3 protein-coding genes are annotated in these 14,660 nt (G+C 44.8%); all 3 read right to left on the reverse strand.

Translation table 11 applies throughout. The features are described 5' to 3' along the window. Positions 1-14: 14 nt before the first annotated feature. The 3 genes from C6Y07_RS17415 to C6Y07_RS17425 are packed head-to-tail and all read right to left on the reverse strand — an operon-like array spanning position 15 to position 14,644. Positions 15-1,022, reverse strand: coding sequence for a phosphotransferase enzyme family protein (locus C6Y07_RS17415; protein ID WP_060595710.1), 1,008 nt, complete (start codon positions 1,020-1,022; stop codon positions 15-17). Beyond that, positions 1,015-7,425, reverse strand: coding sequence for a type I polyketide synthase (locus C6Y07_RS17420; RefSeq protein WP_106157120.1), 6,411 nt, complete (start codon positions 7,423-7,425; stop codon positions 1,015-1,017). The genes C6Y07_RS17415 and C6Y07_RS17420 overlap by 8 nt, the downstream gene beginning before the upstream one ends. Further along, positions 7,418-14,644 (reverse strand): type I polyketide synthase, encoded by a 7,227-nt coding sequence (locus tag C6Y07_RS17425; RefSeq protein WP_223254161.1) that lies wholly within the window; start codon positions 14,642-14,644, stop codon positions 7,418-7,420. Before C6Y07_RS17425 ends, C6Y07_RS17420 begins: the two co-directional genes overlap by 8 nt. Between the last annotated feature and the right edge of the window lie 16 nt (positions 14,645-14,660).

The following is a 14,660-nucleotide window of genomic DNA, read 5'->3' on the forward strand; positions in this document are numbered from 1 at the left end:
CGGGGATTTTCATTTTAAGATTGACTTAGTTTTGTAAAGTCAAACGTCGTAATCGGTGCTGCTTGCTCAATGTCGGAGCGGAAGCCAGCGAGCATGGCCTTCTCTTCTTCTCCAATGGTGGCCAAATCAAATGCTTGATGCAGCAAGCCATAGATCAGCATGTGTCGTAAGCGAAGGAAGTCAGGAATGTAGGCAAGCCATTCATCCCCAAGTTCATTCTCTTCACGATAGCCTTTAAGGAATTGCTTCATAAAGTTTCCTGCAAAAGCAGCTTTGTCTTCGTATGGAATGACTGGGTACCACAAGACATTGTATAGCAAAATGCTGATGTCATTTATAAACCAGTTGTACCCGATATCATCGAAATCAAAGGTCGTAATTTTCCCTTGATCCCAGTGGAAGTTTCCGTGATGAAGATCCGCATGAACCAATCCGTACGTATCCTGATTTTTCGGAAGCTTTGCCAGCTTTTCCATCAACCGATCCGCTTGTTCAAACACAAGAGTCTGATCGGCTGGGACATACTTACGCAGTTTAAGCTGCTCCTCTTCATCCCACTCTTGTCTTTTATAACGTGGGTCTGACAGCTGATAGCTTTTTGTCAGTTTATGCATGCGCCCTGTGTACTGTCCAAGGGCATAAAATAATTCATCGTTCCAGTCTGCCTCTTCCACTTTATGGCCTGATGCTTTTTCATAGACTCGAAGCAAAAATGAACCGCCTTGCCCATCGTCTACTTGCTCGATATCACGGCCATTTAATGAAGCAATTGGTTTCGCAACCGAAAGTCCGCCCTTCGCTAAGTGATGGAGCCATTCCATTTCACCTAAAATATAATCAGGTGATCTGCGGATGGTATGGGTAATTTTTAAAATGAAAGACTCTCCGTCTTTTTTAAGTTCATACACATAGTTTTCTGCATCTGCGATAAAGTGGATGTCACTTCGCTGGACCCCGTATAAATGAGTGGCCTCATCTAAAATTTTTGATTCTTCATATATGGCTTTTACATCTTTATGCATGCTGATTCTCCCTCTTCATATATTTTGCTAATTCTCGAATGGTGTGTTTTTCAGCAAAATTCAAATCATCAACATACCAACCCTTCTTTTCAATCTCTACTTCCATTTTGACAGCAAGTAAAGAATTTCCTCCTAAATCGAAAAAGTCGTTGTCAATTCCTACTTTTTCCACATGAAGAATGTCACACCAAATATCAAAAAGCAATGCCTCGCGTTCATTGGTTGGCTGTGCGTAAAGTCCATGATCCTGTGTCAGTTCCGTCTTTAATAATGCACGAAGACCTTCTTGATCATGTACCTTAAGGGCTTTTACATAACCGCTGTGCAGCGTTTGATCTGGTTGAACCGTTTCCCATGTATAACCTTTAGAAGCTGAATGACTTGCTGCCTCCACCCTTTGACCCTCTATTTCTTCTGCCGAGTGCTGACGAGGTGACAGGTGGTCGACGATCTGAATGTGATTGCTCAGTGAATCGATTTCTTCCACTTGTATACGATATGTTTGCTGCCCCTCAACCTCCTGCATCTGGTGCTCTTGCATAAATGACTTGAACAGCTCATTACGTCCAGTCGATGCAAATGTAAATTCAATGGAAGAAAGCTGGTGCTGACAGCTGTATTCAGCGAGCCATGTCAGACATTTTTGCTCAATCCCTTTCCCTAGAGCACGGCAGCTTAGCATCCATGCATCAATTTTCAAGGTGCCGTCTGCATGATGAGCCAAGATAGCCCCTACAATCCCTTCATGACTGAAGCGATCCGCTGCTTCAATGACCCAGCCCTGGACATGCTCATTTTCCATCCGCTCTCTCAGCTGCTGTTCATCAAAGCGCTGCTCATTTAAGCGGAATTGGTTAATACGGCTGCTCATTTGCGCCACGCGGGCAAGGTGCTCTTCTCCCCACTCTGTTACACTCATGTTCAAATTCAAATCTTGTAAAAATTGCTCCATTGACGGCGACTCTGCTTTCTCTTTTTGACGAGCCTTTTCAGCCTTGTAGCTCGTTGTTCGTCCTCTATCTTCATCTGTGACATCATAGCGGTCGAATGCCCAAGCATGCTGGGCGAATAATGGAATCGCTTTTTCATTGGCAGGTAACAGCAGCGTCATTACTTCAGGCAGCTCTTCATTCATACGCAAGCACTGAGCTGGATCATCGTCTAAGAAAATAAACTGAGATAATGAAAGGTTCAGAGAATCTGCCATCTCTTTTAGATGTGCCGGTTTACTTTCCCAATTGATGCGCCAGTCGACGATATCGTCTTTTTGCAAGATCATATCTGGGTGGTTTTCAAACACGCGCCACACATCTTCTTCATTGTTCCTGCTGCTTAAGACAAGCAGGAGCCCTTCTTGCTGCTTTTGTTTTAAAAAGCGCTGAAGCATTTGATGTTCTGGCGTAATGTCGATGCCTTCCACACCGTCTTCTGAAACGACACCTCTCCAAAGCGTATGATCACAGTCAATGGCCGCTACCTTAAATGGTGCACCTTGCCATGCAATGATCTCGCGTGCGACTTTTGTACCGATAGCTCCACAAAAGACTTCAGTGAATGGGAGGTGTGCGGCTTGCTCTCCTTTTTCATCAAAGATGTCATCCATCTGATATTGCTGAGCAAGCTGACGACAATCGATCAACTGAACACCGCCTATCTCAGATAACTGAGCAATCCACTCTTGTTCCACGTCTTGCAGGGTGTCTTTAAGAGCAGCACTTATCGGCAGAATCCCAACAAAATATAGGTTATGTTTCGTTTTTGATTTCAGAACGTTAGCAAGTTCTTCAGCATGCTCTGAAGCCAGTTTTTTCTTTTCTTCCAGTGAAAGATGAGCTGGACCAGTGATATCCTCTAAACGAATGAGCAGAAGATTCGCACCGTTTTTCTTCTGTGAAATAAGGCTGCGCTCATTTAGTAATTCCTGATATACCTGCCCATACGGTGCAAATTGAACATCGAGCTGCACATCAAACTGCTTGGTCCAGTACTGAATATAAGGTGCGACTGGATCTGCTGTAAATGTCGAGCTGACTGTCAGTACGAGCGGTGCTTTTTCCTCTGCGCGCTCCCTTTTTTCTTTTGCTGCTTGTTCTTCTTCCTGTGAAAGAACAGCGAAATCCTTGAGCAGTTGATCAGGTGTTTGAACAGCCTGTTCGACCAAGTGCTGGAAGTGGTTGACGAAAGCTTGCATCGTCTCATGTTTAAACAGAGCCAGATTGTATTGAAGCACGCACTTTAACTCGCCCGTTACCTCTCTGACAACATCCATTTTCATATCGAGTTTGGAAATTCCCTTTGCAAACTCATGAGTTTCAAATGTCAGTCCATCGGCTTCAATTTTAATATTCGGATCGTACTCATTATGATAGATGAGCATCGTATCAAAGAATGGATTGCGATGCGGTCTTGTTTTTGGATTCAGATGCTCAACCATTTGGTCAAATGGGTACTCTTGATGGTCATACGCATCCAGCAGTACTTGCTTTGTCTGCGCCAATTGCTCTGTAAAGGTTGCTTCTTGTACCATGTCTAGTTTAATTGGCAGGAAGTTCGTAAACATGCCAATTGTATGCTCGATATCTGCATGACGTCGTCCAGCCACAAGTGAACCGACAATCAATTCCTCCTGATCCGCATAACGTGAGAGCAGCAGCCCATAGAGTTGGAACAAGATGACGTTATTTGTCAGTTGATACTGTTCAGCGAGCTGTTCAATTTTCTCAACGATGTGCGGTTCAATATTAAATTTAATCGCTCTTCCTAAGAAGGATTGTTCCTTCCGTTCAAAATCATATGGCATTGTCAAAGTTGGCACATTTGAGCCAATTTGCTGCTTCCAATAATCCTGCTGCTTTTGAAACATCTCGCTGCGGAAATATTTGTCTTGCCATTCTGCATAATCTTTATATTGAACGGTCAGTTCCGGCAAGGTTTCCCCTCGATAGAGCTCAGTAAATTCTTTAATAAAGATGTTCATGCTCGCTCCATCCGCCACAATATTATGCATATCGACTAATAAGAGATGATCATGTGCTGCGATTTTCACAAAACGCACACGGATCAATGGTGCAGCCTTTAAGTCAAATGGACGAATGAATTCATCGATTTGTGCTTCTAATCCTTCTTCATCAGCCTCTGTCATTTCAACAGCAAAGTGGAAATCATCATGGACCCGCTGAACCGGTTCTCCATCTTTTAATTCAAAGGTCGTTCGCAATGTTTCATGACGATCAATTAATTGCTTGAAGGTCTGCTCAAAGCGCTCGACGTCAATTTCACCTTTACATCTTAGTGCCATCGGCATGTTGTATGAGGTCACTTGACCAATACGCTGATGAATGAGGAATGTCCGTCTTTGAGCAGCAGATAATGGATACGTGTCTTTCTTTTCCACTGGTTCAATCTTGAAATATTGATGCTTCTCTGCCTTTTCGATGAATGCTTGGAGCTTTTCAATCGTCGGATTGTTGAACATGTCTGTGAGCGTAAGTTCTACACCAAACTCTTTGTGAATTTGAGAAATCAGACCGGTCGCATTTAACGAATGTCCGCCAAGCTCAAAGAAGTGGTCGTCTCTTTCCACCTTTTCAATTCCTAAAATGTCTTTCCACATCCGCTGTAACGTTGCCTCAATATCATTCGCTGCGGCGGAATGGACTTGATTGTTTTTTTCTATTCCCTGTGCCTTGTTTTCCTTCGGCACCACCATTTGCACACCTGAGGATGAAGATAATGCGGATGTATCTACCTTTTCAATCCAATATCTTTGTCGTTCAAATGGATAGGTCGGCAAGGATACTTTTTGATTTGATGTCTGATTTCGCCATTTTGTCCAGTCAACCGGCACCCCTTGAAGCCAGATGTCACCAAGCCTGCCCAGCAGGTAGCGGTCGTCTGCTGCCTCTTCTTTCGGGTGACGCATCAATGGAATCGGCTGCTGATGGTGTTCCTTTGAGGCTTGGCGAATAAAGGCACTTAACGTATTCCCCGGCCCGACTTCAACGAAAATAGGATCAAGCTCCGTTAATAATGTCTCCGCTCCATCACGGAAACGGACCGCTTGCCGCAAGTGATCAGCCCAATATGCCGGGTCTTGCACTGCTTCATGGTCAATCCACGTACCTGTGACGTTAGAAATATACGGGATAGACGGTGCATTCAATTGATACTCAGCTACCTTTTCTTTGAATGATGGCAGGATGTCATCCATCATTTTAGAATGGAAGGCATGTGAGGTGTGAAGCTTTCTACACCCATGTCCAGCAGCCTCCAGCTTCTCAGCAAGTGCATCAATGGCTGCGGTCTCCCCTGACACTACACATAACTCAGGACCATTTACTGCTGCAAGTGAAAGATCATCTGTTAAATATGGCAGCACGTTCTGTTCACTCAAAGGAACGCTCAGCATAGAGCCTTTTGAAAGCTTGCTAATGAGCTGTCCGCGATAAGACACAAGATCTACGGCATCTTCAACAGATAGTAAACCAGATACGGCAGCAGCTGTGTATTCTCCAATACTGTGGCCGATCAGTGCCTGCGGTTTGACGCCAAAATGAATCAGCAATTTAGCCAAAGCGTATTCCACACTAAACAGAAGCGGCTGCGTATATTCTGTTTGGTTGATCAGCTGAGGATCATCACTTGCTTCTGTTGAGAATAAAATGCTGAATGGGTCAACTGAGATATGCTGTTTGAATTGATTCAAGCATTGATCCAGCGCTTCCTTAAAGACTGGATATTTGTCATAAAGCTGACGCCCCATGTCTACATACTGAGATCCTTGACCTGGGAAAAGAAAGACGACTGGCCGGCTCGATGTTTGGGAGCTTGCCGTCTTGACCACCTCTTTTGACCTTTGATTCAGCGCCTGTAACATGTCAGCCGTGTTACTTCCAAGAATGACACGTTTATGCGGGAAATGATGGCGCCCTGTTTGCAGCGTATAGGCAACGTCACTTAGACGAACATGCTGCTGATGCTGAAGTAAATAGTCCGCAAGGCGATCGGTCATTTTCTCAAGAGCTGCTGGTGTTTTGGCAGATAATAAAAGGAGTTCACTATCCTCAGGGCTATCTGCGGCGACACGTGTAGCAGGTGCTTCTTCTAAAATGACATGAGCATTTGTTCCACCAATCCCAAATGAGCTTACACCTGCACGGCGAGGAGATTCATGCTTGCTCCATGGCGTCAAGTCTGTGTTTACAACGAAAGGCGAATTGGCAAATTCAATTTTTTCATTCGGCGTTTCAAAATGAATCGTCGGCGGAATCACTTGATGCTTTAAGCTTAAAACGGTTTTAATAAAGCCGGCGACACCTGACGCATCATTCAAATGACCAACATTTGATTTGACAGAACCAATGCGGCAAAAGCCTTTTTTATCTGTATCAAACGCTTGCTTGAGCGCTTCAATTTCGATCGGATCTCCGAGGGTTGTTCCGGTTCCATGTGCTTCAATGTACGAAATGGTTTCAGGTTCCACCTCAGCCATTCGAAGTGCTGTTTTAATCGCTGATACTTGACCTTTCGTACTCGGCGCTGTATATCCTACTTTTCTATTTCCGTCATTATTAATAGATGATCCTTTAATGACAGCATAAATGTGATCGCCGTCTTCAATGGCATCCTCTAAATTTTTTAAAATAACGGCTCCTGCACCATCACCAAAAACGGTTCCATCGGCCTTGTTATCAAAGACGCGGCAATGTCCGTCAGATGAATGGATCATGCCTTCTTGATAAAGATAGCCCGATTTTTGCGGCAGGCGAATGGACACGCCGCCTGCAACAGCCATATGACAGTCGCCGCTTAATAAAGCCTGAACGGCTAAATGAATCGACACCATTGAGGTCGAGCAGGCGGTTTGCACCACCATACTCGGTCCCTTCAGATTTAATTTATATGAAATCATCGTCGCTAAATAATCACGCATATTCAGAACGGCAGCTTCCAGTGTTTTCGAATCCTCACCTTGAGCCGCCCCTTGAAGTGCTCTCATGACCCATTCTGTATTGATTCCTGCACCTGTATAAAGACCAATTTGCCCTTTATATTCAAACGGATCGTACCCAGCGTCTTCAAGCGCCGTCCACACACATTCATGAAACAGTCTGAACTGCGGATCCATCATAGCCGCTTCCTTTGGTGTATAGTCAAAGAAATCCGCATCAAATAAATCAACATCATCTAGCATCCCTTTTGCTTTAACAAAACGGGGGTTTTTCAATAAGGCTTCATCTGTACCTTCACGCCGTAATTCTTCCTCTGTAAAAAAAGAGATGGTTTCTTTTCCCTTTTTCAGATTCTCCCAGTACTCTTCTACATTTTTGGCCCCTGGAAAACGACCTGCAAGACCGATAACAGCAATTTCTGCGCCATGATAGTGATTCGTTGTATCATTCATTCTCGATTCCGCCTCTCAATCTTTTATTCCGTTGCTGTTTAAAACGAGCTCTTCGATCACCTGAAGTGACGACGGCTAGTTCTTCTTCCATCGCTTCTTCCTGCGAGTCCTCAGAAGGCTGGATATATTTCGCAAGCTCAGCAACAGATGGGTACGTAAACAAGGTCACAACCGCTTCATTTGTTTGAAGTGCTTGATTTAACCGATTGGTGACTTGAACAATATCCAGCGAGCTTGCGCCGAGATCAAAGAAATTGTCGTGAATGCCCACTTGTTCCATGCCCATAAAATCCTGCCAAACTTGACAGATCGCTTTTTCAGTTTCATTTCGAGGAGCCACATATGGATTGCCGAGCTCTGGTCTTTCGTGCTTAGACACCTCATATGAATCCTCATTCTCTGCTGCCTTCGGCTCTAGTGACAGCCATTGATCCATTCGTTCTTCAAGATTTCCCGTGGACACGAGCATGTGTCGATTCTGCCGGTTAGACAGAACATACTGGAACAGCTCAGCACCCTCTTCTGGTAATATCGCAAGCTCATTTATCGATTCACCAATTGTGGATTCTAGCTCACCCCAGAAATTCCACGCATCCCAGTTCACACACATCCACGGGGTTTGACTATGTTGATTAAGTCTAGCTGCAAATGCATCCATATATAAGTTAGCCGCTGAGTAAGCGGAGAATCCTAAGCCCCCAAGCAATGCACTAATGGAAGAAAAGAGAAGACAAAAATCTGCTTGTTCTTGTTCCAGCAGCTGCTCTAGCACATCGAGCCCTTTCACCTTTGATTGGAATTGATCCTCTCCCTGCGCCAGTGTAGAAGGGATATCTTTGATTGCACGGAAGGATGTACTTCCTGGTAATCCTGCCGCATGGAATACACCATGAACGCCGCCATGCTTTTTGCGAATGGCATCAAATACACGTTTCATCTGATCCAGATCTCCTGCATTCGCCTGCACCGCTTCTACTGTTGCACCTAATCGTTCGAGCTCAAGCACCTTCTCAATTCTCGTACGCTGCGCTTCATCGGCATTTACTTGGTGAACGTATGACGCCCATTCATCTCTCGGCGGCAATGCCGTTCTTCCAGTTAAATAAAGATGTACATTTCCTTCCTTCGCCAGCATCTTTGATAGAACAAATCCGATGCCGCCTAAACCTCCTGTGATCAGATACACACCATTTGGCCTGATCATCTTCGGAAGTCCATCTTCTTTTTGCAGCGGCAAACGTTTGTAGCTCTGCACCCAGCGTTGACGATTGCGATACGCCACAAGCTGGTCCTTTCCAGGCTGCATGATTTCCTGCACAATAAGATCGACAAGTACTTGTTCCTTCCAAGACATGACTTCTGGCACATCTTCCACATCGATATTCCAGCATTTGATATGATGGTATTCCTGTGAAATCACTTTACACGGTCCAAGCATTGCACTTTTCTCTGCACATATCGTCTCATTGCCTGTGACTGGCTGAATTCCGCTAGTGATCGTAAACAGACGGCATTCTCGAATATTTTTTTGGGCAGCAATCGCTTGAGATAAGAAAATTAAGCTGTAATAGCCTTTTTCAATGTGCGCCTGAAAAGCGGATTGACGATTCGAGTTGTCATCTTCTTTCGCAGCTTCCCATAAATGCAGAATCCGATGGATATTGACACCTCTATTAGACAATGAATCTAGCATGTTACGGTAGTGCTGGCCTTCTGCCGGATTGATCGTAAACGACTGATCTTGCTCTTGATAAGCTTCACCCTTTGTGACAGAAATGACCTTGATACCTTGTTGCTTAAATGAATGGGTAAACAGTTCATGAAAAGCATCCTGTTCCCTGAAAATGAGCCACGTTTGTTCTTCTGTTTCTTTTTCGAAAACAGGTTTTAGCGGCTGCTGCTCCCATGAAGGCAGGTAGAACCATTCTTCCATCTCTTTCTTCTTCGTTTCCTTAGGAGCGGATAGCTGCGGAGAAGCCGGCTTTCCTGCTTCAATCCAATATCGTTTCCGTTCGAATGGATAGGTCGGCAGCGATACGAGCTGACGTTCCTCTTGATTTGGTTGTTGCTGCGCTTTGACCTCGTAGCCGCCTGCCCATAGCTCTCCTATTCTTTTTAAGAAATATGCATGGTCATCCGCTTGTTCTCTTGCATGCCTCACCATATTCAGAACATCATGATGAGACTCTTTGTTATCATGACGTTTCGCTAATGCCGTCAAGCTGTTTCCAGGTCCAACTTCAATGAGCGCTCGTACTTCATCGGTTAACAGCTGAGATAGACCTTCATGAAAACGAACGGTTCCACGCAGGTGGCTCGTCCAATAAGATGCTGTCATCACCTCTTCACTTGTTGCCCAGGTGCCTGTCACATTCGATATAAACGGAATCGTCGGCTCATGCAATTCTACTTTCTCTACGAATTGTTGAAACGCCTCAAGCATCGGCTCCATCATATAGGAATGAAAGGCATGAGAAGTATGGAGCTGTCTTGTGACAATTCCTTTGTCTTGCAGTTTCTTTTCAAATGCAGTGATATGCTCTTCTCTTCCAGAAACGACACAAAGGTCTTTTGCATTGACAGCAGCAACAGAAAGCGATTCATCAATCATCGAAGTCAGCTCTGCCTCAGGTAATTGCACACTAAGCATGGCGCCTTTTTCCATGTCTTGCATCAATCTTCCTCTTGCCATCACGAGTGTTAATGCAGACTCCAGAGAAAAGACCCCTGACAAGCAAGCGGCAACGTATTCGCCGATACTGTGTCCAATCATTGATTCTGGCTCAACACCGCTATGCTGAAGCAATTTGGCTAATGCATACTCAAATATAAAGAGAAGCGGCTGAGCATTTGACGTTTTTGTGATGTCTTCGTTCGTTTCATTCTTGGAAAAAACAATGCCCTTTAAATCAACTTGCTCCGTTTCCATTACATATTTAAAGCATCTATCTACTTCCCATTTGAACACTGGCTCTGCATCGTATAATCCGCGCATCATACCAGCATACTGAGCGCCTTGACCCGAAAACATAAAGGTCGCTTTACGCCATTTTTTGCTTCGGAACACACTCGTTTCAAGCTGGTTCTGCTGCATCCATTCATCAGCAGACGCGAGCACGATGGCTTTTCGGTATGGAAATTGCTTTCTGCCATACCGCAATGTATAAGCAATATCTTCAAGCGGAACTTGAGGGTGCTGGATCACATACTGCTTTAATTGCTCTGTCATTTTCGCTAAAGCAGTATCCGTTTTTGCTGATAAGACGAGCAGCTGCTTTTGGTTAGAAGCTGGTTTTTGCTTCGCCTGTATGCCCTCTTCTATGATCATATGGGCGTTCGTTCCACCGATACCGAAAGAGCTAACCCCCGCTCTTCTCGGGCCATCTGCTTCCTTCCAATACAACGCCTTTTGATTCACATAAAACGGTGTATCTTTGAAAGGGATCTCCTGATTGGGTGATTCATAATGAATGGTTGGCGGGATCGTTTTATGCTGGAGGGCCAAAATGGCTTTAAACAGACCTGCAATCCCTGCCGCACTATTTAAGTGGCCGACATTACTTTTCACAGAACCGATCGGAATCGTCAGCGGATCTGTCCCTTTGAACACTTGACTAAGGGCAGATACCTCAATTGGATCTCCCATTTTTGTCCCCGTACCATGTGCTTCTACATAACCAATGGATGCGGGATCGATACCTGATTTTTCATACGTTTCTTTTAAAACCTCTGCCTGTCCTTCCACACTCGGAGCGGTAAAACCAGCTTTTCGGCTGCCATCATTGTTCACACCAACCCCTTTGATGACCGCATGAATCGGGTTGCCGTCTCTCATCGCATCTTCATAACGTTTTAGCAGAACAATCCCCGCTCCATCTCCGAAAATGGTTCCGCTCGCCTCTTGGTCAAACGGACGGCAATGTCCATCTTTTGATTGAATCATCCCATCTTGATAGATGTAGCCGATATTTTCTGGAGAACTGACCGTCACACCGCCAGCCAGTGCTGCATCACATTCTTGATTCAATAATGCTTGACAAGCCATGCCAATGTTGACAAGTGAGGTCGAACAAGCTGTCTGCATGGTCACGCTAGGCCCGTGTAAATTCAATTTATAAGAAAGCTGCGTACTAAAGAATTCACGATCATTTAACAGCATTGCGCTGAATTGCTCGGTTGCTTCCATTTGATGTGCAAAGCGCGTCAGCCACTCATGATTTGGACTCGTTCCTGTATAAACGCCAATTTTCCCTGCCATTCGATCAGGGTCACAGCCAGCATCCTCCAGCGCTTCCCAAGCACATTCATGCAAGAGCCTGAACTGCGGATCCATGAGCTCTGCCTCTCTAGCAGAATAGTTGAAGAAGTCTGCATCAAAGCCTTCGATCTCTTGTAAACGGCCTTTTGCTCCAATGAAATTCGGATGCTGATAGACAGACGCATCCAGCCCTGCTTTCTTGAGTTCTTCTTCTGTGAAAAAGTGAATCATTTCCTCGCCATTCACAAGACGCTGCCAAAAGTCTTCTAGCGACGAAGCCCCTGGGAATCTTCCTGCCATTCCGACAATCGCAATATCCGTATGCTCCTGGGACGTGTTCTTTATTGGGAGAGAAGCAGATGTTTGATCGCGTTCCATCTGTTCTTCAAACAAATATTCAGCAAGGCTTGACACTGTAGCAAACCGATACAATTGAACAGTGTCAATTTGTTGATCCATTCGCTCAGATATTTTCGCTGCAAGCTGAGATATATCAAGTGATGTCGCACCAAATTCAAAAAATGGCGATTCATCATCCATTTGATCAAATCCAAAATGAGTTTGAACAATGTCGTGAATATCTTTTTGTAAAGAAGCGAGCGAAGTAAAAACACGCTTTACATCCTGCGGCTTTTGTGGCTCAATGGCTGCCATCGTATTTGTTTGTGCAGAAAAATCGGTTTTATGAAATGGATACCCAGGTAGCGGAATGCGCTGCCTGTTCTTCTCCTCTGTTAAAGGAAAGGATAAGCCGACCCCCATTTCCCAAAGAACACCGGCGATTTGAAGAATGTCTCCATCAAGTGGTTCGATTGATTTTTCTGCTCCCTTTTCAACCACAATGCTTTGTTTTATTGAAAGATCAATGATCAAGGCTGTTGATTCTTGCTCAATCAAAGGCGGTTTTACAGGCTGATCCATATCAAGAAAACGCTTTGCAGACAATGGGTGGAAAGTGGTTAGTTCCTCCCCGGTTTGCTGCATGTAAACAGGCTGTTGGAGTGTTCTCTGAGGCAGGGAAACCAGCCTTTGATTAACCGTCTCGGTGTCATGAAGGTCGTACACAATTGATGCTGCGTCTCTTAGCTCAAGCCCGCCTGCTGCATACAAAGCTGTCCAGACTCCGCTGCCTTCTCCAATCCAACCATCTGGTTCAATTCCGAGTGACCTTAGCTCGTTGGCAAAAGCCGATGTCATGATCAGCATAGCCACTTCTGATTGTCTGCTTTGTTTGGAATGGAACAGCTCGTCTTTTTTGATAGGTACCGCAGATTGGACGAGGCTCATTAATCGATCCACTTCTGTTTTGAAAGAATGATCTTTCTCATACAGCTTGATGTAATCACGTAAACCTGACTCATGATACCCCGTCAGCCTCATGCTGATCCGTTTATAAAGAAGACTTTCTCTCCCTGCTGTATCTTGCACTTGCAGTTGCTCTAATAATTCATCCCGCGACGAACAGACAAACGTTTTTCGATATTTGAAGGCTTTTCTTCCACTTTGTAAGGTGTAAGCTGCTTGGCCAAGTGAGAGTTCATGATGTGAGGAGACATATTCCTTCAAGTTTTTTGTCATGTTCTTCATATCATGCATTGATCTAGCTGAAAGCACAATTAATTCTTTGGACGAGGCCGTGCTGTTTGCTTTTCTCGGCTTCGCCTCTTCTAAGATGACATGAGCATTTGCTCCCCCTATACCAAAGGCACTGACTCCAGCTCTCCTTGGCAAATGAGACGTCTTCCACTCCGCTTTGTCTGTCCCAACATAAAATGGCGTTTGATCAAACGGAATACGGTGATTCGGCTTGTCAAAGTGCGGCATCGGGGCAAATTGACGATGATGCAGCATCATGACTGTTTTGATAAAACCAGCCACGCCGCTTGCAGCATCTAAATGCCCAATATTGGCTTTGACTGATCCAATCCGGCAATAGCCTTGTTGATCTGTTTGAAAAGCTCGAGTAAGCGCCTCAATCTCAATCGGATCTCCAACAGGCGTACCCGTTCCGTGTGCTTCGATATAAGAAATCGTCTCTGGTTCTGTCTCAGCCATTTCTAACGCAGATTCAATGACACTTGCCTGTCCACTCACACTTGGGGCTGTATAGCCGACTTTATTGCTTCCATCATTGTTCGTTGCAGATCCTTTTACGACGGCATAAATAAAATCTCCGTCTTCTATCGCATCTTTCAATCGTTTTAGCGCAACCACGCCTGCACCTTCACCAAAAATGGTTCCTTTTGCTTTTTCATCAAACGGACGGCAATGGCCATCAGGAGAGTAAATCATTCCTTCTTGGTATTGATAGCCTGTGATTTGCGGCTGATGGAGTGTGACACCTCCTGCTAACGCAAGGTCGCATTCACCTCCGATTAATCCTTGACAGGCCATATGAATAGCAACAAGCGACGTGGAGCAAGCCGTTTGTACCGATACGCTTGGACCTTTTAGATTTAATTTATAAGCAATCCGAGAAGCAAAGGATGGGTCATTGAGATGCATGATTTGAAATACATCTTCGTTCTTTTCAAGTGACGACATATGCTGCCCCATCCACGATAGATTGCTAGATGCCCCGGCATAAAGACCAATTAATCCTTCGTATTGCTCAGGCTCATAGCCTGCGTCCTCTAGCGCATGCCATGTGCATTCATGCATCAATCGAATTTGCGGGTCCATAATGGATGCCTCTCGCGGAGAGTAGCCAAAAAAGTCTGCATCAAATGATGATGCATTTTGTAAAAATGGTTTTGCCTTCACATAATCAGAACGCTTTAGCAGCGTCTCATCTACACCCGCTGCCTTTAATTCTTCATCAGTGAAAAACGTAACGGATTCTTTCCCTTGCGATACATTTTCCCAAAACGTTTGCACATTCGGTGCTCCGGGAAACGTACCTGCTAATCCTACGACTGCAATTTCAAGTCCAGATTCGGTCCATTGCTCTTGATCAGACATACGCTGCATTTCTCCC

This window comes from Bacillus sp. LNXM12-1, from assembly GCF_003004375.1.
Classification (GTDB): domain Bacteria; phylum Bacillota; class Bacilli; order Bacillales; family Bacillaceae; genus Bacillus.

Bases quoted from the DNA above. Each gene is read 5' to 3' on its own strand.
- C6Y07_RS17415 (WP_060595710.1), bottom strand. From the start codon at position 1,022: ATGCATAAAGATGTAAAAGCCATATATGAAGAATCAAAAATTTTAGAT.
- C6Y07_RS17420 (WP_106157120.1), bottom strand. From the start codon at position 7,425: ATGAATGATACAACGAATCACTATCATGGCGCAGAAATTGCTGTTATC.
- C6Y07_RS17425 (WP_223254161.1), bottom strand. From the start codon at position 14,644: ATGTCTGATCAAGAGCAATGGACCGAATCTGGACTTGAAATTGCAGTC.